This is a genomic window from Rhodococcus sp. IEGM1339, from assembly GCF_050321925.1.
Lineage (GTDB): Bacteria > Actinomycetota > Actinomycetes > Mycobacteriales > Mycobacteriaceae > Rhodococcus > Rhodococcus pyridinivorans.
This window is the reverse complement of the sequence record NZ_JBNQFT010000009.1, coordinates 59,249-82,300: the sequence shown is the minus strand read 5'-3', so window position 1 is coordinate 82,300 and position 23,052 is coordinate 59,249. Positions and strand designations below refer to the sequence as shown.

Here is a 23,052-nt window from a genome sequence, read left to right as displayed (position 1 = left end):
CTGACGAACGAACTCGAGGCGACCCGCAGAGCGGGTCGCCTAGGGTGTTTCCGGGGTCAGCTGCCGTTGAAGAACTTCCGCAGCCGCGTGGACAGCGGATGGGTGACGTTGAAGCTCCCGCCGCGGACCTTGCCTGTCACCACGACGTGCAGCGGTCCGTACGGCGCTCCGCCGCGCACCTTCGACGACACGCTCGACGCGACGTTCTCGACGCCGTTGACGTCGGCCGTGGCCTCGGCGGGGAGCACGATGTTGATCGAGCTGAGGTAGTCGCTCACGTCGATCCGCACGACCTGCGTCTGCATCACCGCTTCGGTGAAATCGAGGGTCACGGAGGACGCGACGGTGTCGAGAACGACGGCGGGCGGCACGTGCCAGCGACCCTTGCGTTCGATGCCGGAGACGCGGCCCTTGATCACGAGAGGAGCGCCCTGGCCGGTCGCGGGGAAAGCAGCTGCACTCGGCGCGGGGTAGCCGGCCGCACTCGGCGCCGGATAGTGCGCCTGCGACATGCCCGGCAGATTCTGCTCCTGGAACTCGGGCCGGATCTGGATACCGGGCAGGTCGACGAGCACCTGGTTCAGGTCGCCTCGGGTCTTGGCCGCGAGGACGGTGTCCATCCGTTCGGTGAACTCCCCGAGCGAGAGCATTCCCTGCCCGACCGCCCGCTGCAGAAGTTCGCCGACGTGCTCGCGCTCGGCGTCCGACACCCGCAGATCCTTCGGTTCCATGCCTTGAGCTTAACGGGACGAACGGTATGCCTCCGAAGTCGTCGGAGCCACTGTGCGGGGCGCTATTCGAGGCCCTGTTCGATGACGTAGCGGGTGAGTTCGACGCGGTTGGCGAGCTGCAGTTTGCGTAGCGCCGCTTGGACGTGGTTCTCCACCGTGCGGTGGCTGAGCGTCAGTCGCGCTGCGATCTGTTTCGCCGACAACCCTTTCGCGACGAGACGCAACACTTCGGTCTCCCGGCCGGTCAGGGTCGGTGGGGGTCTCCGGTCGGCGACGTCGTTCGACATCCGGCGGTACTCGCCGAGCACGAGCCCGGCCAGTCCGGGGGTGAAGACGGCCTGTCCCCGCGCGGTCGCGAGGACGGCGTCGACGAGTTCGTGCACCGAGGCGCTCTTCACGAGATAGCCGGACGCGCCCGCCTTGACCGCGCCGAGGACGTCGTCGCGTTCGGAGGACGCCGACAGGACCAGCACCCGGCTGTCCGGGGAGACCTCGAGGACCGCGCGGGTCGCCTCGGTGCCGGTGCCGTCGGGCATCGCCATGTCCATGAGCACGACGTCGGGGCGGACGACGGCGGCACGGCGCGCGGCGCTCGCGACACCGTCGGCCTCGGCGACGACGGTGAACCCGGCCTCCTCGAGGTCACGTCCGACGGCGTTGCGCCAGATCGGGTGGTCGTCGACCACCATCACGCTGACGGTGCTGCGTTCCTCTGTGCTGTTCTCGTGTGTTTCCGCGCTGAGCTCGGCCACTCATTCCCCTTCGGTACCCGGATCTCCCATTCGGTTCCTTCGCCTACATCGCTGTCGAGCAGTGCGACGCCGCCGAGCCATTCCGCTCGCCCGACGATCGACTTGGACACCCCCATGCGTCCCTGTTCGCGAGCTTCGTCGAGTCTGCCCGGTTCGATCCCGACGCCGTCGTCCCGGATGCTGAGTACGATCTCGTCGCCGAGATCCTCGAGGAGGATGTAGGCGGCGGCACCGGCGCCGGCGTGCAGTTGCGTGTTCGACAGCGCCGCTGTCGTGAGCGCCGCGAGTTCCTCCGCTCGATCCCGCGGGATCATGATCGGGCCGGCGGGCGCGGACACCGTCGCACCGGTCCCGGCCCTGGCCCGGACGAGGGCGGTGAGGTCGGCATGCTCACCGCCGCGGTCGACGTCGGTGTCCTGTTCGGAGATCAGCTGGCGCAGCGCGGTCTCCTGTTCGCGGGCCAACTCGGCGAGTTCCGTCGCATCACCGCCCAGCTCGAGTCCGCGCCGCTGCACGAGCGCGAGCACCTGCAGCACGCCGTCGTGCACCTGCCGGGCGAGCCGGTCCCGTTCCTCGGTGGCCGCTGCCACGCGCACGGCCTGCTCGAGTTGCCGGTGCGCACTACGCGCGGTGGTGGTGGCGAAACCCATTGCCACACCGCACGCGACGAGCACCGGCGCCGTCGCGTCGCGCCACAGGTCGAGGTTGATCTGGTCGCGCACCACCGCGCTGACGACGGACATCAGCAGCGCCGAGCCGATGCCCGTGAGCGGACCGCCGAGGATCGCGGCCGACAGCACGGCGTTGGCGACCCACAGCGTGGTGGGCATGGTCTGGTGGTTGCTGTACCAGTCGTGGTCGGCGACCAGCCGGGTCGCCGCCATCAACGCGACGGCGAGGATCTGGTCCACCACGGTGACCGTGCGGCGCAGTCGTGCCTCGCGGGAGAGCAACACCGCCGAGACGAGCGACCACGTCACGAGCACCCCGGTGAAGAACCACGACAAGCCCGGACGGGTGTAGTTCACGACGGTCGAGAACTGCGATCCCACCGCATATGCGACGGTCACGAGCCGGAAGACCTGGGCGGCCCGCCACAGGGGTGCATCCGCGTCGGGACCGGTCGGAGGCGGCCTCATGTGTACGTTTCGCACCTTTCGTCACAGTAGGTGGGGCGAGTGAATCCAACCACTCCGCGCCTCCAACAGTGACCGCCCCATCCTGTGACCGTCCGCACAGTGGTTTGATTTGAAGTCGTGCTGAGGTCGTACCGAGCTGTCGCCGCCACCTTGCGGAGTCGTTGGCCGCTCTACATGGTCTCCATGGGCGCGTCGAACCTGTTCGGTGCGATGCTCGTGTTCGCCTTCGTCCGGTACGGCATCCCCATCGCCGAGACCGACGCCATCATCGCGGATCGGGTCCGCAACTTCGCGGTCTTCGCGGTGTACCTGGCCTTCGCCGGCATCGTGAGCCTCGGCGCCGCAGCGATCACGCTGCGCTCTGTCGTCCGGTGGCAGCTCCGCGGCGGCCCGCCCACCCGGGCCGAACAGATGGCGGCCCTGCACGCCCCGCTGCGACAGGCGATCGTGCACCTCGGTCTGTGGCTGCTCGGCGGCGTGCTCTTCGTCTTCCTCACCGCCGAGGAGATGCCGTCGCTCGCGATGGCGGTCTCGGTCACCGTCGCAATGGCCGCGACCAGCACCTTCGGTTTCACCTACATGCTCGGTGAACGCATCCTGCGGCCGGTCGCCGCGCGGGCGCTGAGCGAGGGGAACTTCGACCGGACGATGGCTCCCGGCGTCGGCACGCGCCTGGCCATGACCTGGGGCCTGGGCACGCTCATGCCGGTCGCCGGGATCGTGCTGCTGTGCGTGACGCAGTTGAGCGCCAACACCGACTTCGACGCCGACGCGCTCGCCCTGTCCGTGCTCGCTCTCGCGGTGACGTCGATCGGTCTCGCGCTCGTGTTGTCGCTGCTGACGTCGGCGCAGATCTCCGACCCGATCAAGCAGTTGCGCTGGGCGATCGAACGCGTGCAGCGCGGCGCCTCGGGAGTGCAGGTCGAGGTGTTCGACGGCAGTGAGATCGGACGCCTACAGGTCGGCTTCAACCGCATGATGGCCGAGTCCGACGAACGCCGGCGTCTGCGGGAGTTGTTCGGTCAGCACGTCGGTGAGGACGTCGCGCGCCGGGCCCTGCAGTACGGCACCGAGCTCGGTGGTGAGACGCGCTACGTCGCGGTGCTGTTCGTCGACATGGTGGGTTCGACGGCGACGGCCGCCGAGCGCCCGCCGAGCGAGGTCGTCGAACTGCTCAACGAGTTCTTCCGTGTCGTCGTCGAGGTGGTCGACCATCATCACGGCTTCGTCAACAAGTTCATGGGCGACGCGGCATTGGTGATCTTCGGCGCTCCCCTCGACCGGCCGGACGCCCCCACGGCGGCGCTCGCGGCGGCCCGCGAACTGCGTTTCGCTCTGGACGAGATCACCGGACTCGATGTCGGGATCGGCGTGTCGGCGGGACTCGCGGTGGCCGGCAACATCGGCGCGGCGGAGCGCTTCGAGTACACGGTGATCGGCGACCCGGTCAACGAGGCCTCGCGCCTGACCGAGCTGGCGAAACTGCGTCCGAGTAGGGTTCTCGCGTCGTCGAGCGCGTTGTACTTCGCGGACGACGAGGAGCGCAGCCACTGGGAACTCGGCGACGAGGTGCAGCTTCGCGGCCGGCGGCGGATGACCCATCTCGCATGGCCGGTTCGCTATCCCGGAACCCCCGGAGAAGCGAACGGGACGGACACTTCGACGGACGAGTGACGGTCCGTCCCGCGACACCCGCGAACGACGCGGAACGGCCACAGCGCCCTCTTCGTGACCCGACGGTCGGTTACGGTGAACAGCGTGGCGCAGCCGCACGACGATCCTCCATGCCCCGACGCCACGCCGCGTCGGGGCTCGTTCCGGTGGATCAAGTGGGTGTCGGCGATCGCCCTCGTGGCTCTGCTGACGGTCGAGGCGATCTACCTGTGGCCGACGATGAGCGACTCGTGGCGCGCGGTCACGGAGATGCACTGGGGCTGGTTCGCGGCGGCCGTGCTGGCGCAGATGATCTCCCTCAGCGGCTTCGCGGGAGTGCAGCAGCGACTGCTCCGCGCCGGCGGGGTGCGCGTCGGGCACTGGCGTTCGGCGTCGGTGATCTACGGCAGCACGGCGATGGCGGTGACCCTGCCCGCAGGTCCGGTCTTCTCCACGGCCTTCACCTACAAGCAGACCCGCAAGTGGGGTGCGACCCCCGTGGTCGCCTCGTGGCAACTCGCGGTTTCCGGCGTCATCGCGGCCGTGACCCTGGCGTCGGTGGGCATGATCGGTGCGTTCGCGGTCGGCAGCCGGATCAGCCCCGTCACTCTCGTGTTGTCGCTCGCGGGCGCGATCGCGTTGATCTTCGGCCTGCGGTACGTCGCGAAGAACCCCACGTCGATCGAGGCGGCGGGCACGTGGGTGCTCCGTCGGGTCAACCGCATCACGAGGAAGCCGAGGGACACCGGCTTCGACGTCTTCGAACGCACCCTCGCGCAGCTCGAGTCCGTCGAACTCGCGCGTCGCGACGGTGTGGCCGCGGTGGCGTGGTCGGCCGTGCACCGTGCAGCCGATGTCGCGTGCCTCGGACTGGCGTGTTGGGCTGTCGGCGGCTCCCCGTCGGTGGCGGGGTTGTTCATCGCGTTCGCGGCGGCGAAGGCCGTGGGCAGCGTGCCGCTCGCACCGGGCGGCCTCGGATTCGTGGACGGCACCCTCATCGCGACGCTCACCGCTGCCGGGCTGAGCGCGTCGCAGTCGCTGGCAGCGGTCTTCGTGTATCGGATGGTGAGCTTCGCGTTCGTGGCCCTGGCGGGCTGGGCCACCGTCGCCGCGATGTACCGGGGCAACGGACCCGACGAGATCGATCCGATCGCCGAGCGCGCAGAACACGAGCGCAGCGCCCTGGAGCGGCGGCGTCGTCCGGTCGAGAATCCCGAGCCGGCGTGATCCACCTCACGATGTAGTTGCGCATGCAACTATTTGGTGGCATGGTTGTCGGCAGGCAGTTGAAAGTTTGACCATCAAGGAGGACCACCATGACGACCGCCACCCCCACCTTCCCCGGCCTGACCACCGGCACCTGGGCCATCGATCCCGTCCACTCGAACGTGGGCTTCACCGTCCGGCACCTCGTCGTCAGCAAGGTTCGCGGCACCTTCGAGAACTTCTCCGGCGCCATCACCGTCGCCGAGGACGGCACCGCATCGGTGAACGCCGAGATCGACGTCAAGTCGATCAACACCAAGAACGCCGACCGCGACGCGCACGTCCGCTCCGCCGACTTCTTCGACGCCGAGCAGTTCCCCGTCGCCACCTTCACCTCGACCGACGTGCGTGCCGACGGTGATAACTACATCGTCACGGGCGACTTCACGCTCCACGGCGTCACCCGCCCGGTCGACCTGAAGGTCGAGTTCAACGGCGTCAACCCCGGCATGGGCCAGGGCCCGGTCGCCGGCTTCGAGGCCACCACCGTCATCAACCGCAAGGATTTCGGCATCAGCATCGAAATGCCGCTCGAAGGCGGCGGAGCCGTCGTCGGCGACAAGATCACCATCACCCTCGAGATCGAGGCCGGCCTGCAGGCCTGACCCCTCTCGCACAGACAGCGCCCCTGCTCCGGCAGGGGCGCTGCCGCGTTCCACCCGCTCTACCGGTCCGGATCGTGCTCGAGAGCACGCGCCGGAGATTCCGACGCGCCCCGCGCCGCCGCTACTCTGGACCCGTGAAGAAGTACATCCCGGCGTTGGCGATCGACGTCGTTCTCGTCGTCGTATTCGCCGTGCTCGGTCGTTCCAGTCACGACGAAGTGCTCGATCTCGTGGGGCTCGCAGGAACGGCGTGGCCGTTCCTCGGCGGCCTCACCGTCGGATGGTTCTTCACCGCGTGGCTCTACCGCGACAAGTTCGACGCCTTCGCGGCCGTTCCCACCGGACTGCTCGTGTGGGTGAGCACCCTCGTCGTGGGGATGCTGCTGCGGGCCGTCACCGGTCAGGGCACCGCAACCGCCTTCATCATCGTCGCGACGATCTTCTTGGGCCTGTTCCTGGTGGGCTGGCGCGTGGTCGTCGGACTGCTCCAGCACCGCAAGGTCGACGCTCACTGACCTCGCCGAGGTCGACCAGTACCGACCCTCCGGTCGCAGCTCTCGCACTCGCACGCGAAGTGTGATCTGCGACCGCGGGATACGCGAATTTTTCGCGCTCGCGCCCCGTGCGGTGGAACAGTGGAGATCATGTCCACGCTGGAACCACCTACTCTGACCGGGTCGCGATCCGACCATCGGTTCTTCGGTCAGCCACTACCCCTGGCCAACCTGTTCGGTGTCGAGATGTGGGAGCGATTCTCCTTCTACGGCATGCAGGGCATCCTGATCTACTACCTGTACTACTCGGCATCCGAGGGCGGGCTGGGGATCAGCCAGGGGGCTGCGACCTCCATCGTCGGTGCCTACGGCGGCACGGTCTACCTGTCGACGATTCTCGGGGCGTGGATCGCCGACCGGCTGCTGGGTTCCGAACGGACCCTGTTCTACAGCGCCGTGCTCATCATGTTCGGCCACATCGCGCTCGCGGTGCTGCCCGGTTTCGTCGGGGTGGGTATCGGCCTGGTGCTGGTCGCGTTCGGTAGCGGTGGTCTGAAGGCCACGGCGACGTCGATCGTCGGCGATCTCTACGACGAGCAGGACCCGCGACGCGACGCCGGTTTCTCCATCTTCTACATGGGCGTGAACATCGGCGCGCTCGTCGGCCCGCTGCTCACCGGCTTCCTACAGACGCGTTACGGCTTCCACTGGGGCTTCGGTCTCGCCGCGGTCGGCATGTTCCTCGGCCTGCTGCAGTACACGATCTACCGCAAGCATCTCGGCGACATCGGCAAGGTGCCACCCCATCCGCTTCCCGCCGAGACGCGCACGAAAGCCGCCGGGATCGGTCTGGTCGCCGTGGTCCTCATCGCGGTCGCCGCGCTGACCGGCCTCGTCACGACGAGCAACATGTCCGACATCGTCGTCGCCCTGACCATCATCGCGACGATCACCTACTTCGTCCTCATGCTGTCGAGCAAGCAGATCACGCCGGTCGAGCGCAGCCGGGTGCTGTCGTTCATCCCGATGTTCATCGCGAGCGCGGTGTTCTGGTCGCTCTTCCAGCAACAGTTCACGATGGTCGCCGTCTACGCCGACACACGCCTGGACCGTAATCTGTTCGGGTGGGAGTTCCCGCCGTCCTGGGTGCAGTCGATCAACCCGGTCTTCATCATCCTGTTCGCGGGTGTCTTCGCCGCCGTGTGGACCAAACTCGGACCGCGTCAGCCCTCGTCGCCCATCAAGTTCGCCGCAGGCACGATCATCATGGGCATCGCCTTCCTGTGCTTCATCCCCATGGCCGGTGGCGGCCCCAACAGCGCTCCGCTGCTCGGACTGGTCTTCATCCTGCTGCTGTTCACCTTCGCCGAGCTGTTCCTGTCCCCCGTCGGACTGTCGCTGTCGACGAAGCTCGCGCCGAAGAACTTCCACACGCAGATGGTCGCGTTGTTCTACCTGTCCGTCGCATGCGGTACGGCCATGGCCGGCACCCTCGCGGGGTTCTACGACGAGAACAACGAGGTGCCGTACTACCTGTGGATCGGCGGAGCGTCGATCGCAGTGGGCATCGTGCTGGCCCTCTTCGCGCCGCACATCAAGAAGCTCATGCACGGCGTGCAGTAGCACCACTGCACAGGACGCTGCTCAGCGGAGAGCGAGCCATACCGCCAACCCGAACCCTGCGAGCGCGACACCCACGCGCAGCAGGTTCGGGGGTATGCGCCGCACGAGCGGCGGACCGCAGTAGCCACCCGCGAACGCGCCGACGGCCATGGCGGCCGCCGCACCCCAGTGCACGGGTCCGAAGACTGCGAACCCGATCGCCGCGACCAGGTTGGCGACGCCGAGCAGGTAGCTCTTGAGGATGCTCGCGCGCCAAATCTGCTCGGACGTGCAGATAAGCACCAGCGCGTAGAAGACGACGCCGGCGCCGGCACCGAAGTATCCGCCGTAGACCGCGACGACGAAGACCGCCACGGAGAACACCCGCGGCAGGTCGCGACCGCCGGCCAGGGTGCGGATGCGTGGTTGGAGCAGCAGCGCGAGAGCGGCGAGCGCGACGAAACCCGGAACGATCGCCTCGAACGAGTCGGGCGGCGCGACGAGCAGGACAGCCGCGCCGACCACGCCGCCGAGCGCGGCGTAGAGCGTCCACCACCACACGCGGGGGCCGGTGTCGACGACCTCCCGCGCCGAATTGGTCAGCGCCCCGACACCCACACCGACCATCGCGACGGTGTTGGTGACGTTCGCCGCGACCGACGGGAGGCCGACGGCGAGCAACGCCGGATACGAGACGATCGACGCCAGGCCGGTGACGAACCCGACGACACCCGCGAAGAATCCGGCAACCACGAGCAGTGCCAGGTCGAGGACGGTCACGGTCGCTCAACGTACCTGTACGCCGCGGACCGGCCTCCGGCGGATCAGCGCACCATGGACCGGCCTCCGGCCGATCAGCGCACCATGGACCGGCCTCCGGCCGATCACTCCCCGAGCAGGGGTTCTCCGAGCTTGCGCAGGAAGGTGTCGGCCATCTTGATCGCGCGGTCGCCGCCGTCGGCATCGGCGACGAAGACCGCGAAGGCCAGGTCGCCGCCGGTGTAGCCGAAGAACCAGCGGTCCTCACCGCTCGCCGCGGCGATACCCGCGAGACCGGCGTGTCCGCGGAGGAAGGACGCCGGACCGTTCTGCACGTTGTCGATCATCATGCCGCGCAGGGCGTCGATCACAGAACCGGGCAGCGCCTCGGGGGCGTCGTGGACGACCGTCTCCTGGCCCTGCACGATCGTCGGGGCAGCGACGCTGCCCCGTGCGACCGAGGCGGCCAGCACCGCGGCGCCGAGCGGCGTGATCAGGTTCTCGTCGGAATCCGATCCGGCGAACTGGACAACTCCGGAGCGGTTGTGCCCGATCTGCGAGGTCTCGAACTCGAAGCCCGGCACGTCGTAGTCGACGCCGAGGCCGAGGCGACGGGCGGTCGAGGCGACGTCATCGGATCCCACGTCGTTCGGATCGACGCCGCGCTCGAGGCCGGCCGCGAGCCGGACCGGATCGAGAACGCCGCCGGCCGGGTAGAGACCGTGGGTGATGACGGGACCGAGTTCCATGGCCCAGTTGTTGACGTCGGCGGCGAGGATGCCACCGGTCGAGGGCTGGATGGCGACCACCGCGGCCGGGGTACCTGCGGTGACGACCGCTTCCTTCGCGGCGAGCTGCACCTGGGAGTCGACGGTCGCCTGCAGGTCCGGAGGCGGCGGGCCCTGGAAGCCCGCCACCTGGATCGGGCCCTCCTCGGGATCCTCGAGGGTGACCGCCCAGCCTGCCGTCCGGTCGCGTTCGAGCTGCCAGGCCGAGCGCAGCGAGTCGAGCAGCGGCGTGGAGATCCGCCGATCGGCGCTGATCAGGGTGGGTGTCGTGAGCACCTCGACCCCGGGGATCGACACGATGCCGCCCTCGAGGAACTGGTAGTCCTGGTCGCGGAGCTTGACCGCGGTGATCCGGTTTCCGGGGTTCTCCGCCATCCGCTCCTGCATCAGCTGGGCGGTGATGACGGGTGCGACCGGCTCGAGAACCGCCGCGAGACGAGTGGTGGTGTCGACGGGGTCGGGCATCGCCGCCGGGTCGAGCACCACGGCGTTGATGGTCTGTTCCTCCATGAGGAGGCGGCCCGTGCGGTCGAAGATCTTCGGCGGCGCGGCGTCGGTGCGCACGTGGTGGACGGTGCGTCCGCCGGACAGGTCGGGGACGACGACCTCCGGGTCCCAGGACACACGCCAGCCGACGGCGAGCTTCCGCACCGAACCGGTGACCTGATACGACCAGTCCTTGCCCTCACCGAAATTCCAGCCGGCGGAGAGCGTGAAGTATCCCGAGTCGTCGTTGAGTTCGACCAGCTGGGTGACGTCGTAGTCGACGGTGCCGTCGGACAGACCGTCGTACATCTGCGAGATCGTTTCCTCCGCCGCGTTCGGGTAGGAGGTCAGGGCCGCCGCTGCGCCCGCATCACGATCGTCGAGGGCGGCAACGAAGTCGTCGACGAGGCGTTGCGCCTCGCTTCGAGAATCCGAGAACACAACCGTCGTCAGAGCGACGACAGCCACGACGAGGCACACGGCCAGCGCGACGATGCGCCCCCGCTTCCCCCGCCAATCACGAAATCTCATATGTAACAACCTTCACTTCAGTCACACGAGATACCAGCACGCGTTGTGCACGAACACATCACAATTGCGCCACGCGTCCTACCCCCTCAGCCATCGACCCGCCGCCTCGACGGCAGGGGCGGAGCCGTCCGCCCCCGACACGAACACCGCAAAGGCAAGATTATCCTGTGATCCGATAAACCAGCCGTGCGCCCCGACGTTGTCACCGTACTCCGCCGTCCCCGTCTTCCCCGTCAGATCGGGAATGTCGCGCAACGTGCCGGCTGTACCCTCGATCACAGTCTCGCGCATCATCTCTCGCAGTGCCGTCAGCACGTTCTCGGGCATCGGTTCGGCCTCCCGATCCGCGGTCGCCGGCTGCCCCTCCACGATCGTCGGAACCGGCGTGCGGCCGTTCGCCGCCGAGGCTGCGACCAGCGCCATCCCGAAAGGCGACGCCGTCACCCGACCCTGTCCGATCGCTGCCTCCACGCGGGCAGCATCGGTGTCTGCGACCGGCACGTTACCCGTGACCGTGACGAGACCGGGCGTGACGTAATCGATGCCGAGACCGAAGCGTTCCGCGGTGGCGCGCAGGGCGTCGGGCGGCAGGTCCAGAGCGAGCTGCCCCATGGTCGTATTGCACGAGAACGCGAACGCGGTGTGCAGCGGCACGGGGCCGAGATCGAAGTTCTCGTCGTTCGGGATCGTTCGTGAGCCGACCGAGGCGACGCCCGGGCACGGCAGCACGGTGTCGGGTTCGGCGAGCCCGGCATCGAGCGCCGCCGCCGTCGTCACCACCTTGAACGTCGACCCCGGCGGATAGAGGCCGGTCGCGGCGATCGGCCCCTCGGCGTCGGCCGCGTCGTTCTGGGCCATCGTGCGGATCGCGCCCGTCGAGGGTTCGATCCCGACGATCACCGCGGGCGTGTCGAAACCCGCGAGGACCTCCTCGGCCCGTCGCTGCAGGTCGAGGTCGATCGTGCTGGTCAGGTCGGGTGCCTCCGGTCCGGCTTCGCCGGCGACCTGGCTCGTCGTGCCGTCCGCCGCGACCCGCCGGATCACCCAGCCGGCCGAGGCGTCCTGCCCCTCCTGCCACAGTTCGGCGAGGCCGGACCACACGGGCGAGGCGAGGTCGCGCTCGGTGGTGAGCAGACGGGTCTGCGGCACGAGCGTCACGCCGGGCAGCGCGGCGAGGCGATCCTCGATCGGTGCGAGGTCCTCCTCACGCAGTGTGATCACTCCCGCAGCGCCGCCGGCGGCCACCGCGACCTGCTCGGCGAGACTCTCCGCCGTGATCGTCGGGACGACCGTGGCCAGCACGGGAGCGACCGCGGCGGGATCGGCGGTGGCATCCAGGTTCACGACGGTGACGACCTGCTCCCCCATGAGCGGCCGCCCGGCCCGGTCGAAGATCGTCGGCGGGGCGCCGACGGTGGTCAGATACTCCAGCGACGCGCCGCCCGCCAGTTCCGGTGACAGCACCGTGGGGTCCCAGCGGACCCGCCACGCGTCGGCCTCGGGGTCCTCCGTCGCGCTGCCGGTGGTGCGGTACGACCAGTCGCGGCCCTCCCCGAAGTTCCACGTCACGTCGAGGTCGAAGGTGTCGCCGTCGCCCGTCCCCGCGACACTCACGGTCGGGTCGTCGTGGCCGAGGCCGGCGAAGAGGACATCGATCGCGGACTCCGCGGCCACCGGATCGGTGGTCAGCGCTGCCGCTCCGAAGACGTCGCCGGCGTCGAGAGCGGCAGCGAACTCTTCCGCGATCGTCTCGGGCTGATCGGGGCCGAGGGCACACGCCGACAGCGACAGCACCGTGGCTGTCGCGACTCCCATACCGATCAGTCGGATCCACACGGTCCCGATCATGCCTGCAATTTCGAGCCCGTGCCTGTTATCGCAGGTAGGAGTCGGGGTGAAATATTCGGTTGCATCCCGGACGGTGCGGGCTCACCATGGTGTTCGCATCCCGTACCCGTCGATCGGAGAAGTCCGTTGCTCCTGTGAGAGGTCCCGTCCCCCGCGCACTCGCGCAATCGACCCTCACCCTTCGGGAGCCATCATGTCTTCATCCGGTATCACGCTGTCCGCACTCTCCTACGCCCATCCGGACGGCACCATCGCCGTGCAGGATCTCGACGCCGTCGTCCCGGCGGGGCGGATCGGCCTGGTGGGACGCAACGGAAGTGGGAAGACCACCCTGCTCCGGTTGATCGCGGGTGAACTCCGCCCGACCTCCGGTTCGTCGACGGTGCGGGGACGGGTCGCCTACCTCCCTCAGGACGTGACCCTCGATCCGACGGTGCCGGTCGATTCCGTCCTCGGCATCGGAGATATCCGAAAGTCCCTGCGTCGCATCGAATCAGGATCGTTCGACGATCTGGACTTCGAGGTCGTAGCCGATCGGTGGGACATCGAGGACCGCGCTCTTGCGCTCATGCATCGCGTCGGCCTCGACCGGATCCTGCACGACGTCGGGGATTTCGACCGCACCGTCGGTCAGCTCTCCGGCGGGGAGACGGTGCTGCTCGCCTTCACCGCACGCCTGCTCGACGAACCGGACGCGCTGTTGCTCGACGAGCCGACGAACAATCTCGACGCCGACGGACGTGCGCGCCTGCAGGATGCGCTCGACCGGTTCCCCGGCACGGTGCTCGTCGCCGGGCACGACCGGGAACTGCTCGACCGCATGGACTCGATCGCCGAACTGCGCAACGGGGCTCTGCGCCTGTTCGGCGGCGGATTCGGCGAGTACGAACGGATCGTCGCGGAGGAGCAGGAGGCGGCACGGGCCGCAGTGCGGGACGCCCGTAACGACGTGCGGCGCCAGGCACGCGAATTGGCGGCGGCGCACGTCACGCTCGCCCGGCGGCAACGCTACGGGCAGAAGATGTACGAGCAGAAGCGCGAACCCAAGATCGTCATGGGCGCGCGCAAACGGCAGGCGCAGGAATCCGCCGGGCGATTCCGCCGTGAGCACGAGGAGGATCTGACCACTGCACGGGAGAACCTCGATCGCGCGAAGGACGCCGTGCGCGACGATCCGGAGATCCGCATCGACCTGCCCGGAACCGCGGTTCCACCCGGCCGGCGTGTGGCGGACGCACCGCTCGAGATCGTCGGGCCGGAACGGATCGCGCTGCGCGGCCCCAACGGGTCGGGGAAGACGACCCTGCTGCACCGCATCGTCGAGGCGGAACCCCACGTTCCCTTCGCGTTGCTCCCGCAGCGGCTCGACATCTTCGACGACGATCGTTCGGTCGCGGAGAACGCCGAGGATCGTGCGCCGCACCTGACTCCGCAGCAGGTGCGGGCACGTCTGGCGCGCTTCCTGTTCCGCGGCCGGCACGCCGAGGTCGCCGTGGGGGCACTGTCGGGTGGGGAACGACTGCGGGCCGCGCTCGCGATCGTGCTCGCGGCCGATCCCGCTCCGCAGTTGTTGCTGCTGGACGAGCCCACCAACAACCTCGACCTGGCCGGTCTCGCGCACTTGACCCAGGCCCTGCGTGCCTACAGCGGTGCGCTCGTGGTGGTCTCGCACGACGAACGATTCCTGGAGGAGGTGGAGGTGGATCGGTCGGTCGAGCTCGGGCGGTGAGCCGTTCGGCGATACTGCTGGGATGAGCCACGCGACGAATCCCGCCGACGGCACCCGGATCCGGTTCACCACGGCAGGTCCCGAGGGGGCACCGGTCGTGCTGCTGGTCCACGGCAGTGCCCTGTCGTCGGCGGTGTGGCGGGCCTTCGGCTACGTGAAGGCGCTCAGCGGGGATTTCCGGTTGGTCATGCCCGACCTGCGTGGGCACGGCCGCAGCGACACCCCTCACGACGAGGACGCCTACGCGATGGACGCGATCGTCGGGGACCTGCTGGCCGTCCTGGATGCGGCCGGGGTCGACCGGGTGCACTACGTCGGCTATTCGTTCGGCGCCCGTGCGGGACTCGCGCTCGCCGTCGACGCTCCGGACAGACTGTCGAGCCTGACGCTGCTCGGCGGGAGCGCACGCCCCCAGGCGGGATCGATGGACGCGATGTTCTTCCCCGGCACCGTCGACGTGCTCGAGCGCGAGGGCATGGACGGTTTCGTCCGTGCCTGGGAGGAGCGGCGTCGCACGCCGGTCGATCCCCCGACGCGCTCGGCCTTCCTGAAGAACGACGCGCAGGCTCTCGCCGCCTATTTCCGCCGGTCGGATCGGGAACCGGGGATCGACGACGAGATGCTCGCCGGCATCGACGTGCCCGTGCTCGCCGTCGTCGGGTCGGACGATCGCCTGCGCGTGGAGGACACCCGCGCGTTGTCGCGCACCGTCCCCGGTGCGCGACTCGCGATCCTGCGCGGGGTGGACCATGCCGAGACGGTCTCGGCCGCGCTGCCTGCGGTCGAGACCTTTCTCTCGGCACGCGCCGGTCGGAAACCGACCGACACGCTCTGATGCTCAGGCCGGGCGCTCAGGCCGGGACGACGACCTGTTCCCGCGGTGTCATCGCCGGCACCGGCCGGGACTGCTGCGCCCTCCGGTGCGGTGCGACCGCGGCCTTCTCCTGCGCAACACGGGCCACCGCCTGCTGCCGGCCGGCTCCGGATGCCTCCGCGAGCAGCGCCGACACCGACCGCTTCATGACCTCGACGGCTTCGGGCACCGGCAAACGCAGTACGTCCCGCAGCGACACCCAGGTGGGCCAGGTCGTCGACACACCCAGCAGGTTCTCGATGTGGGTGCGGACGGTGCCGTCGACGCCCTCGAACTGGTCGGAGAACAACGCCCTGATCTCGTATCGCGCCCGGTCGAGATAACGCACGCGGTTGCGCTGCAACTCGCGCGAGAACGGCACGCGGATCTCGGACGACCGTGCGAACGGCGCGATGTATTCGAGCATCTCCGCCCGCTGCCTGCAGTAGGCGTCGATCCGCTCCTCGAGCGGCAGCGACGGATCGATCGGCTCGTAGGCGTCGACCTGGCGCCGCATCAGCTCGGCGCCGGTGACAGCGAACAATGTCTCGAGGTCGCCGAAGTGTCCCCACAACGATCGCAGGGACACCCCGGCCCGCGAGGCGATCTGCGCCCCTGTGGGTTTGAGCTCTCCCGCCCTGATGAGCGCGATATGAGCCTCTATGACGGCCTGCCGGGTGCGCTCTGCGCGAGCGCTCCTGCCGTCCGTCGTGACCGACGGCTTTTCGCCGTCCCTTCGTTCCGCGTACATCGCTCCCCCGATTTCCGCTCGGACTCCCCTCCGGACCGGTCGCTCCCCTCGTCGGCGACCGGCATAACTTTTCTCATGGCGAACAATAGTCGACACAGTGGGGGAATTGTCATCCCCCCTCCGAAAATTGTCCTTTTTGCTAATTTCGAGCGGTCGTATTCAGGGCTTACTGTGCGAGCAATCCCTTCGCGATATGTGTTACTTGAATTTCGTTACTACCGGCGTAGATCATCAACGATTTCGCATCACGCGCGAGTTGTTCGACGCGATATTCGGCCATGTATCCGTTTCCTCCGAACAGCTGCACGGCCTCCATCGCCACCTCGGTCGCAGCCCGCGACGAGTACAGCTTCATCGCCGACGCCTCCGACAGGCTCACCGGCTTCCCCGCCTGCGTGCGTTCGATCGCGCTGAAGACCATGTTGCGGACGTTCACCCGCGCGATCTCCATCTCGGCGAGCTTGAGCTGGATCAACTGGAACTGTGCGATCTCCTTGCCCCACAGCTTCCGCGACTTCGCGTACTCGGTGCACAGCTTCAGACACTGCTCGATGATGCCCAGGGCCAGATAGGCGATGCCGATACGTTCGGTGGCGAAGGATTCGCGCGCGCTGTCCTTGCCGTCGCTGCGACCGCCGTCCTCGGTCTCACCCAGCAGCCGGTCGCGCGTCAGGCGCACGTTGTCGAAGAACAGCTCGCCCGTCGGCGAGGAGTTCATGCCCATCTTCTTGAAGGGCGGGCTCTGGGTGAGCCCTTCCATGCCCTTGTCCAGCACGAATGCGAGCACCTTGCGGTCGCGGCGATCCACCGAGGAGTCGCCCTCGTCGAGCTTCGCGTACACGATGATCACGTCGGCGTACGGACCGTTGGTGATGAAGGTCTTCTGGCCGTTGAGGGCGTAGTCCTCCCCGTCGCGGCGCACCGTCGTCTTCATCCCGCCGAAGGCGTCCGAACCCGAATCGGGTTCGGTGATCGCCCACGCTCCGACCTTCTCGAAGGTCACCAACTCGGGCAGCCATCGCTTCTTCTGCGCGAGGGTGCCGCGGCTGCGGATCGTGCCCGCGGTCAGGCCCAGGCTGACGCCCAGCGAGGCGATGAGCCCGAGGCTCACCCCGGCGATCTCGATGTTGAGCAACGCCGCCATCCCCGGCGACCCGCCGGTACCACCGGACGACCCCGAAGGCTTCTCTCCGCGTTCCTCTTTCGCGAGGGCGCGTTCGAGCGACTCACGGGCCATCTCGTCGATGCCGAAAGTCGCGTACAACTTCCGGATGATGTCGTACGGCGGCAGTTCTCCCGATTCGAGACTGTCGACGTGCGGGCGGATTTCCTTCTCGATGAAACCGCGAAGCGCATCGCGGAACATGAGGTCTGTGTCGGACCACTCGTACATGACGCAAATATAGAACGGGTTTCACTTTTTGCCCAGGCTCCCGTCCCGCCGAGCTCTCGAAAACGCTCCGCCTCCCCCGATGCCGGTACTAGCCTTCGCCGCAGAGCACTCCGTCGGTGGGAGGGACATCGGAGATGGTCGATACGAGTGGGTTCGCCGGCACGGACGTCCTCGCCCTGCACATGGGCGACGGCCTGATCGCCGACCGCGCGTCCGCGTGGTTCTTCGTCATCGCCGTGATCGGGGTCAGCATCGCCGCCTGGTACGCACGCAGCGACCTGAGCAAGAGGTCGGTGCCCACTGCGGCGGTGGTCTGCGCCCTGTTGTTCGCCCTGCAGGTGGTCGACGTTCCGGTGCTGCCGGACGTGAGCGGCCACGTCGTGGGCGGCGCGCTCGCGGCGATCCTGCTCGGCCCGTTCGTGGGTGCGGTCGCATTGACGATCGTCCTCGTGGTGCAGGCCTTCGTCTTCGCCGACGGCGGCCTGTCGGCACTGGGCGCCAACGTCACGAACATGGTGCTCGTCGCCATCGCCGCCGGTTTCCTCGCCGCGACGGCGCTGCGCGCACTGTGCGAACACCACGGGGTGCGGCGGTTCGTCATACTCGGTCTGGTCTCGTTCGTCGCAGGGTTCGTCTCGGTCCTCGCGGCGGTGACGGGTTTCGTCGTCGAGTACGCCCTCGTCGGCACCTTTGCGGTTCCGGTGTCGAACATCGGATTCCTCTACGCCACGCACATTCCCGTCGGGCTGGTCGAGGGTGTGGTGACGGCCGCCGTCGTGCTCGCCGTTGCGCGGATCTCCCCGGAATCCGTCCATCTCACCCGGCTTCCGGTCAATCCTCTCGACGCGACCGCCTCGCCGGCCCCGCCTCCGCGTCCGCGCGCTCGCGGGACGCTGTTCATCGGCCTGGCGTTCACCTCGCTCGTCGTCGCGGGGATCCTCGCGCCGCTCGCCGTCGACACCCCCGGCGCTCTCGAGGTCGCCACCTCACGCGGCTGCGAGATCGACTCGCTCGCCGAGGATCTCACAGGCGACTGCATGGCACGGGACGTCGAGGAACATCGGCTCGCCGACAGCGCACTGGCCGACTACACCATCGACGACCGTCCCGGTTCGACGGGTGTGGCCGCGGTGCTGGGAACGCTCGGCACCTTCGTCCTGGCCAGCGTGTGTTTCCGCGCTCTCGTGCCGCGGCCGGCATCTCCGCGACCACGGAGCGCCGCACACAGCAACGGAGCAACTCGGCAGGCTGAGTCCACAGGTCGACGCGGACCCCGGGTCAGCGGGGGAGATGCGTCTCGATGATCGCTGCAGCCATGTCGCGGCCGAGCCGGATCGGTTCGACGGAGTGCTCGAACTTGCTGCCGGACAAGGCACCGTCGTAGATCAGTTGCACGCGCCCGGCCACCACCTCGGATTCGGTCACCCCGGCGAGATTCAGCAGGTCGACGAGCGTCGAATTCAGCCATTCCCGGTGCGCGAGCACCGGTTCGAGAGACTCCTGGGGGAATTCCGTCGCGGCGTTGGCGTACTGGCATCCCCGGAAGTTCTTCTTCGGCGCCGACTGCATCGCGAGATCGAAGAAGGTGAGGATCTTCGCGATCGGATCGTCGAGCGGTTCGGCGGCGGCGTGCCACCGCTGCCGGTCGCGCTGGTCGAGATCCTCCAGATAGGCGAGCACCAGTGCATCCTTCGACCCGTACGACGAGTAGAGGCTCGCGCGGGCGACGCCGGCCTCGGCGAGGATGCGGTCGATGCCCACCGCACGGATGCCGTGCTCGGCGAAGAGCGTGCTCGCGGTGTCGAGCAGACGTGTGGAGGGTGAGGGCTTGGACGGCGATCGCTCGGCTTTCCCCTTCGGACCGGCCGTGCCCTTCGGAGTGCCGATCGATTCACTCTCGACGAACGTACGCACGTACCCAGAGTAACGGACAGGGCGCGATAGACAGACCGTTCTATTCACAGTACGGTGGAGCACGTGACACACAGCCTTCTGACTCGCCGCCTGCACGTGGATCTCGTGCGGGTGTCGACTGCTGCGTGTTGTCGCTCCTCTCTCTGACCGGCCTCGTCTGCGTGCGCCGCATGCCGTAGTCGCCCCGTCCGAAGACGAAACGGCGCCCCGCCGTGCCCGGACCGGTCACAGTTCCAACCCGCTTTCCCGGAAGGTGACCCCATGTCGCTGTATCTCTACGAACTCGTCCCCACCGAGGGCCAGGCCGAAGCTGCCATCAAGGCCTTCGACGATGCTGTCGTCGCCGCCGGCGGCGAACTGATCGAATCGCAGGTCACCACTGGCGGCACGCGCGTCTTCGCGATCGCCGAGTTCGACGCCTGCCGCCCCGCCCAGCTCGAGTCGGCCTCCCTCGATGTCGCCGAGATCGTCGGCCCGAACGAGGTCCGTCTGGTCGGCGCCGAGCTCGACCAGATCAAGGCCACCCGCCCCGAGGCCGGTTACCTCGTCGAGTGGGACATCCCCGACACCATCGACATGGAGACCTACCTCGCGCGCAAGAAGGCGAATTCACCGAAGTACGCCGACGTCCCCGAGGTGAGCTTCCTGCGCACCTACGTCCGCGAGGACATGGACAAGTGCCTGTGCTTCTACAACGCCCCCGACGAGGCCGCCGTCGTGCGCGCCCGCGAGGTCGTCAGCACGCCCATCGACCGTCTCCACTCCCTCGAAGGATAAGCATCCGATGACCGCGGCCATTGACCGGACGAGCGAGGAACAGCGCGCGGCGATCGCAGAGTTCGTACGCGATCGCGCAGCTGCTCTCGATCGCGGAGAAACCGACATCCGCACCGACATCGCCCGTACAGGCGAGCTCGGCCTGCTCCGCAAGGGGCTGAGCGGGGAGTGTCTCTCCGAGATGGTCGCGGTCATCGACGAGGTCGCCGCCGAATCGCTCACCGTCGGCTTCTCGCTGTGGGCGCAGCGCATGGCGCTCGAATACATCGATCGCGCACCGCAGTTCCTGCGCGATCGTTACCGGGACGACCTCGCGTCCGGCCGCACGATCGGCGTCACCGCCATGGCCGCGGCGCTCAAGCATCTTGCCGGTCTCGGCGAGCTCCCCCTCGTCGCCGAACGAACCGACGACGGCATCACCGTCACCGGCCCGATCCACTGGGCGTCCAACGTCTTTCCCGACTCGGTGATCGTCTTCCCGGCCCGCACCGCCGACGGTGATCGCCTCGTCGCCGTCGTCCGCGCCGACGCCGAGGGCATCACCATCGCGGATTCACCCGAACTGCTCGCGCTCGGCGCCACGTCGTCGACCTCGCTGACGCTCGATGGTGTGCGGATTCCGCAGTCGCACATCCTCACCGAGGATCTCGCAAACTTCTGCGGTTCGATCCGGCCCACCTTCATGATGCTGCAGACCTCGTTCTGCGTCGGCATGGCACGCGCATCGCTCACTGAGGCCGTCGGCCGTCTGCACGGACTGGGCGAGCAGTTCACCGGTGAGTACGAAGAGCTTTCGGCGCAGTACGAGTCACTGCGCGAACGGCTGTACCGCTTTGCCACCGATCCCACCTCGATCGCTCCTGCGGAGTTCATCCGCCTGCGTCTCGACGGTTCGGTCGTCGCCGTCGCCGCGACCCGCCTCGAAGCGACACTGCGCGGCGGTGCCGGATACGCGACGGCCAGCGCCACCAACCGCCGATTCCGTGAGGCGGCCTTCCTGCCCATTCAATCGCCGTCGGAAGGACAGCTTCGGTGGGAACTGTCGCAGTACGAATAGCGAACGGATACAAGAGTTTCGCCGGTCGCCGTAGCCCGGTTCTCCAGGGGGTGGATCTGGATATCGCGACCGGCGAGTTCCTCGTGGTGCTCGGCAGCAGCGGTAGCGGCAAGTCGACGCTGCTGCGGATCGTCGCGGGTCTCGATCACCTCGATCGCGGTTCCGTCGACTGGCCCGACACCGAGGGCGACAACCGTCCGCACACCGGGATGGTCTTCCAGCAGCCCTTCCTGATGCCGTGGCTCACCGTGCGCGAGAACATCGCCTTCGGTGGACGGTTCGCCGCGCACCGCGAGCGGTTCGACACCGCCTACGCCGATTCGCTCCTCGAGCGTTTCGGCCTCTCCGCGCTCGCCGGCTACTACCCCGACCAGCTGTCCGGTGGTCAGGCCCAGCGCATCGCCGTCATCCGCGCCGTCGCGGTGCGTCCGCGACTGCTGCTGCTCGACGAACCGTTCAGCGCCCTCGACCCGGCCACCCGCTCCGATTTGCGGTCGTGGCTCGGCGAACTCGCGCGCGATCTCGGTTTCACGACGGTCCTCGTCACCCACGACATCGACGAGGCGCTCGAACTCGCCGACCGCATCGCACTGTTCGGGAGTTCGGGTGTGGTGCAGCAGGAATGGGCGCTCGGCGGCATGTCTGCGCTCGACCGCGACGCGCTGCGTCCGGCCATCCTGGCGCACTACCGCGATTCGTCGCTGTCCGCGACATGACCGATCCGGGTCTGTTCAGCCGTCGCACCCTCATGCGCGGTGCGCTCGGCCTCGCGGCAGCCGGGGGTATTGCCGGCACGATCGACCTCGCGCGCACCGCGACCACCGACCGCGCCAATCGCACGGGGCAACTGCGCATCGGCTACCTGCCGATCACCGACGCCGCGCCGCTGCTCGTCGCGCACGGGTCGAGCCTGTATCCCTCCGGCGTCGTCGATTCCGCGAAGCCGGTGCTCTTCCGCAGTTGGGCGTCGCTCGCCGAAGCCTTCATCAGCCGGCGCGTCGACGTCGTGCACCTGCTCATGCCCATGGCGGTCCAGTTGCGGTACAGCCTGGGTAGTTCCGTGCGGATCCTCGGCTGGAACCACACCAACGGCTCGGCGCTGACGGTCGCCCCGCACATCACCGACCTGAGCGATCTCGCAGGTCAGACGGTGGCGATCCCGTTCTGGTGGTCGATCCACAACATTGCTCTGCAACAGCTGTTGCGGGCGCACGGACTGACACCGGTCGTGCGGGAGGCGCCGTCGAAGTCCGCCCGTACCGTGGGCCTCGTCGTGATGGGTCCGTCCGACATGATCCCGGCCCTGGCGAACGGCTCGATCGCCGCGTTCACCGTCGCCGATCCGTTCAACGCCGCCGCGGAGGTCCGCGGGGTGGGGCGGATCCACCGTTTCCTCGGTGATGTGTGGCGCGACCACGCGTGCTGCGCCCTGCTCGTGCACGAGGACCTGATCGAACGCGACCCCGTCGCCGTACAGTCCCTCACCGACTCGGTGGTCTCCGCCCAGTTGCAGATCGGCGCCGACCGTCAGGCCGCGGCCGCGATGTTGTCCGCCGGATACCTTCCGCAGCCATTGCCCGCGATCACGAAGGCCCTCACCTATCCCGACCGCGAGGCCGGCACGATGCACCCGCAGTGGCAGCCGCAACGCATCGGGTACCAGCCGTTCCCCTTCCCGACCTTCACCGCGGCACTGATCGAGGCGATGCACGACACCGTCGTCGACGGCGACACACGGTTCCTCTCTCGTCTCGACCCTGCGACGGTGCACGACGACCTCGTCGACGACCGCTTCGTCCGCACATCCCTCACCCGCGTCGACGGCACCGATGCCTTCGGCCTTCCCGCCGATCTCACCCGCACAGAGGAGGTCGATCCTTCGTGAGCGCCCCGACCGGCACGGCGCCGGAGACGGCCCGCACCG

The 23,052-nt window shown here is 68.2% G+C and carries 22 protein-coding genes; 13 read left to right on the top strand and 9 right to left on the bottom strand.

The genetic code is table 11. From position 1 onward, the window contains the following. Window positions 1-56 precede the first annotated feature (56 nt). The 3 genes from ACQR3U_RS11635 to macS form a co-directional block, all read right to left on the bottom strand. The gene (locus ACQR3U_RS11635) at window positions 57-731 is read right to left on the bottom strand and encodes a DUF1707 SHOCT-like domain-containing protein (RefSeq protein WP_006552701.1); all 675 of its coding nucleotides are present in this window, start codon (window positions 729-731) and stop codon (window positions 57-59) included. Between the two features lie 62 nt (window positions 732-793). Continuing rightward, window positions 794-1,420 carry a response regulator gene (locus ACQR3U_RS11630; protein ID WP_006552702.1) on the bottom strand — a complete coding sequence of 209 codons (627 nt, stop codon included), beginning with the start codon at window positions 1,418-1,420 and terminating at the stop codon, window positions 794-796. Next, complete coding sequence (gene macS, locus ACQR3U_RS11625; protein WP_006552703.1) at window positions 1,420-2,622, bottom strand: MacS family sensor histidine kinase; 1,203 nt, start codon at window positions 2,620-2,622, stop codon at window positions 1,420-1,422. Before macS ends, ACQR3U_RS11630 begins: the two co-directional genes overlap by 1 nt. A gap of 174 nt (window positions 2,623-2,796) precedes the next feature. On the opposite strand from macS, the gene ACQR3U_RS11620 reads away from it, so the two are divergent. From ACQR3U_RS11620 to ACQR3U_RS11600, 5 genes are all read left to right on the top strand, one after another. Continuing rightward, the gene (locus ACQR3U_RS11620; protein WP_230810604.1) at window positions 2,797-4,296 is read left to right on the top strand and encodes an adenylate/guanylate cyclase domain-containing protein; all 1,500 of its coding nucleotides are present in this window, start codon (window positions 2,797-2,799) and stop codon (window positions 4,294-4,296) included. A gap of 84 nt (window positions 4,297-4,380) precedes the next feature. Then, window positions 4,381-5,502 carry a lysylphosphatidylglycerol synthase transmembrane domain-containing protein gene (locus tag ACQR3U_RS11615; RefSeq protein ID WP_228044692.1) on the top strand — a complete coding sequence of 374 codons (1,122 nt, stop codon included), beginning with the start codon at window positions 4,381-4,383 and terminating at the stop codon, window positions 5,500-5,502. An 89-nt stretch (window positions 5,503-5,591) separates the two neighbouring features. Then, complete coding sequence (locus tag ACQR3U_RS11610; RefSeq protein ID WP_006552706.1) at window positions 5,592-6,146, top strand: YceI family protein; 555 nt, start codon at window positions 5,592-5,594, stop codon at window positions 6,144-6,146. A 134-nt stretch (window positions 6,147-6,280) separates the two neighbouring features. Then, on the top strand, window positions 6,281-6,661 hold the full coding sequence (locus ACQR3U_RS11605; protein WP_006552707.1) for a DUF3054 domain-containing protein: 381 nt from the start codon (window positions 6,281-6,283) through the stop codon (window positions 6,659-6,661). A 129-nt stretch (window positions 6,662-6,790) separates the two neighbouring features. Further along, complete coding sequence (locus ACQR3U_RS11600; protein WP_033096407.1) at window positions 6,791-8,263, top strand: peptide MFS transporter; 1,473 nt, start codon at window positions 6,791-6,793, stop codon at window positions 8,261-8,263. 21 nt (window positions 8,264-8,284) lie between these two features. On the opposite strand, the gene ACQR3U_RS11595 is transcribed toward ACQR3U_RS11600, so the two are convergent. From ACQR3U_RS11595 to ACQR3U_RS11585, 3 genes are all read right to left on the bottom strand, one after another. Continuing rightward, on the bottom strand, window positions 8,285-9,022 hold the full coding sequence (locus tag ACQR3U_RS11595) for a sulfite exporter TauE/SafE family protein (RefSeq protein WP_230810568.1): 738 nt from the start codon (window positions 9,020-9,022) through the stop codon (window positions 8,285-8,287). 104 nt (window positions 9,023-9,126) lie between these two features. Then, window positions 9,127-10,806: an NTF2-like N-terminal transpeptidase domain-containing protein gene (locus ACQR3U_RS11590; protein ID WP_024102066.1), complete on the bottom strand. Its 1,680-nt coding sequence runs from the start codon at window positions 10,804-10,806 to the stop codon at window positions 9,127-9,129. A gap of 78 nt (window positions 10,807-10,884) precedes the next feature. Then, window positions 10,885-12,654 (bottom strand): penicillin-binding transpeptidase domain-containing protein, encoded by a 1,770-nt coding sequence (locus ACQR3U_RS11585; protein WP_230810569.1) that lies wholly within the window; start codon window positions 12,652-12,654, stop codon window positions 10,885-10,887. A gap of 193 nt (window positions 12,655-12,847) precedes the next feature. Between ACQR3U_RS11585 and ACQR3U_RS11580 the strand changes: the two genes are divergently transcribed. After that, window positions 12,848-14,383: an ABC-F family ATP-binding cassette domain-containing protein gene (locus ACQR3U_RS11580; protein ID WP_230810570.1), complete on the top strand. Its 1,536-nt coding sequence runs from the start codon at window positions 12,848-12,850 to the stop codon at window positions 14,381-14,383. Window positions 14,384-14,405: 22 nt separating this feature from the next. Next, window positions 14,406-15,218: an alpha/beta fold hydrolase gene (locus ACQR3U_RS11575; RefSeq protein ID WP_230810571.1), complete on the top strand. Its 813-nt coding sequence runs from the start codon at window positions 14,406-14,408 to the stop codon at window positions 15,216-15,218. 16 nt (window positions 15,219-15,234) lie between these two features. Here ACQR3U_RS11575 and ACQR3U_RS11570 read toward each other — a convergent pair whose 3' ends face one another. Together ACQR3U_RS11570 and ACQR3U_RS11565 are read right to left on the bottom strand one after the other, a co-directional pair. Further along, window positions 15,235-15,825, bottom strand: coding sequence for a hypothetical protein (locus ACQR3U_RS11570; protein ID WP_006552714.1), 591 nt, complete (start codon window positions 15,823-15,825; stop codon window positions 15,235-15,237). A gap of 328 nt (window positions 15,826-16,153) precedes the next feature. Continuing rightward, window positions 16,154-17,380, bottom strand: coding sequence for an acyl-CoA dehydrogenase family protein (locus ACQR3U_RS11565; protein WP_230810572.1), 1,227 nt, complete (start codon window positions 17,378-17,380; stop codon window positions 16,154-16,156). Between the two features lie 134 nt (window positions 17,381-17,514). Here ACQR3U_RS11565 and ACQR3U_RS11560 point away from each other — a divergent pair, with 134 nt between their 5' ends. Then, window positions 17,515-18,684, top strand: a complete 1,170-nt coding sequence (locus tag ACQR3U_RS11560) for an energy-coupling factor ABC transporter permease (RefSeq protein WP_230810573.1) — start codon at window positions 17,515-17,517, stop codon at window positions 18,682-18,684. On the opposite strand, the gene ACQR3U_RS11555 is transcribed toward ACQR3U_RS11560, so the two are convergent. After that, window positions 18,659-19,294 (bottom strand): TetR/AcrR family transcriptional regulator, encoded by a 636-nt coding sequence (locus tag ACQR3U_RS11555; protein ID WP_230810574.1) that lies wholly within the window; start codon window positions 19,292-19,294, stop codon window positions 18,659-18,661. The two genes, ACQR3U_RS11560 and ACQR3U_RS11555, sit on opposite strands and share 26 nt — an antisense overlap. A 54-nt stretch (window positions 19,295-19,348) precedes the next feature. Between ACQR3U_RS11555 and ACQR3U_RS11550 the strand changes: the two genes are divergently transcribed. From ACQR3U_RS11550 to ACQR3U_RS11530, 5 genes are all read left to right on the top strand, one after another. After that, window positions 19,349-19,441, top strand: coding sequence for a putative leader peptide (locus ACQR3U_RS11550; protein ID WP_363890111.1), 93 nt, complete (start codon window positions 19,349-19,351; stop codon window positions 19,439-19,441). A 114-nt stretch (window positions 19,442-19,555) separates the two neighbouring features. Then, a complete protein-coding gene (locus ACQR3U_RS11545) occupies window positions 19,556-20,071 on the top strand; it encodes a DUF4242 domain-containing protein (RefSeq protein ID WP_016694511.1) in 516 nt (171 codons plus the stop codon). Window positions 20,072-20,078: 7 nt separating this feature from the next. Then, window positions 20,079-21,128 carry an acyl-CoA dehydrogenase family protein gene (locus ACQR3U_RS11540; RefSeq protein ID WP_230810575.1) on the top strand — a complete coding sequence of 350 codons (1,050 nt, stop codon included), beginning with the start codon at window positions 20,079-20,081 and terminating at the stop codon, window positions 21,126-21,128. Continuing rightward, a complete protein-coding gene (locus ACQR3U_RS11535; RefSeq protein WP_039585024.1) occupies window positions 21,104-21,844 on the top strand; it encodes an ABC transporter ATP-binding protein in 741 nt (246 codons plus the stop codon). Before ACQR3U_RS11540 ends, ACQR3U_RS11535 begins: the two co-directional genes overlap by 25 nt. Further along, window positions 21,841-23,013 (top strand): ABC transporter substrate-binding protein, encoded by a 1,173-nt coding sequence (locus tag ACQR3U_RS11530; protein ID WP_006553698.1) that lies wholly within the window; start codon window positions 21,841-21,843, stop codon window positions 23,011-23,013. The genes ACQR3U_RS11535 and ACQR3U_RS11530 overlap by 4 nt, the downstream gene beginning before the upstream one ends. Window positions 23,014-23,052 lie beyond the last annotated feature (39 nt).

Bases quoted from the DNA above. Each gene is read 5' to 3' on its own strand.
- macS (WP_006552703.1), bottom strand. From the start codon at position 2,622: ATGAGGCCGCCTCCGACCGGTCCCGACGCGGATGCACCCCTGTGGCGG.
- ACQR3U_RS11560 (WP_230810573.1), top strand. From the start codon at position 17,515: ATGGTCGATACGAGTGGGTTCGCCGGCACGGACGTCCTCGCCCTGCAC.
- ACQR3U_RS11590 (WP_024102066.1), bottom strand. From the start codon at position 10,806: ATGAGATTTCGTGATTGGCGGGGGAAGCGGGGGCGCATCGTCGCGCTG.
- ACQR3U_RS11585 (WP_230810569.1), bottom strand. From the start codon at position 12,654: ATGATCGGGACCGTGTGGATCCGACTGATCGGTATGGGAGTCGCGACA.
- ACQR3U_RS11565 (WP_230810572.1), bottom strand. From the start codon at position 17,380: ATGTACGAGTGGTCCGACACAGACCTCATGTTCCGCGATGCGCTTCGC.
- ACQR3U_RS11620 (WP_230810604.1), top strand. From the start codon at position 2,797: ATGGTCTCCATGGGCGCGTCGAACCTGTTCGGTGCGATGCTCGTGTTC.
- ACQR3U_RS11580 (WP_230810570.1), top strand. From the start codon at position 12,848: ATGTCTTCATCCGGTATCACGCTGTCCGCACTCTCCTACGCCCATCCG.
- ACQR3U_RS11600 (WP_033096407.1), top strand. From the start codon at position 6,791: ATGTCCACGCTGGAACCACCTACTCTGACCGGGTCGCGATCCGACCAT.
- ACQR3U_RS11530 (WP_006553698.1), top strand. From the start codon at position 21,841: ATGACCGATCCGGGTCTGTTCAGCCGTCGCACCCTCATGCGCGGTGCG.
- ACQR3U_RS11630 (WP_006552702.1), bottom strand. From the start codon at position 1,420: ATGGTGGTCGACGACCACCCGATCTGGCGCAACGCCGTCGGACGTGAC.
- ACQR3U_RS11610 (WP_006552706.1), top strand. From the start codon at position 5,592: ATGACGACCGCCACCCCCACCTTCCCCGGCCTGACCACCGGCACCTGG.
- ACQR3U_RS11635 (WP_006552701.1), bottom strand. From the start codon at position 731: ATGGAACCGAAGGATCTGCGGGTGTCGGACGCCGAGCGCGAGCACGTC.
- ACQR3U_RS11545 (WP_016694511.1), top strand. From the start codon at position 19,556: ATGTCGCTGTATCTCTACGAACTCGTCCCCACCGAGGGCCAGGCCGAA.
- ACQR3U_RS11575 (WP_230810571.1), top strand. From the start codon at position 14,406: ATGAGCCACGCGACGAATCCCGCCGACGGCACCCGGATCCGGTTCACC.
- ACQR3U_RS11540 (WP_230810575.1), top strand. From the start codon at position 20,079: ATGACCGCGGCCATTGACCGGACGAGCGAGGAACAGCGCGCGGCGATC.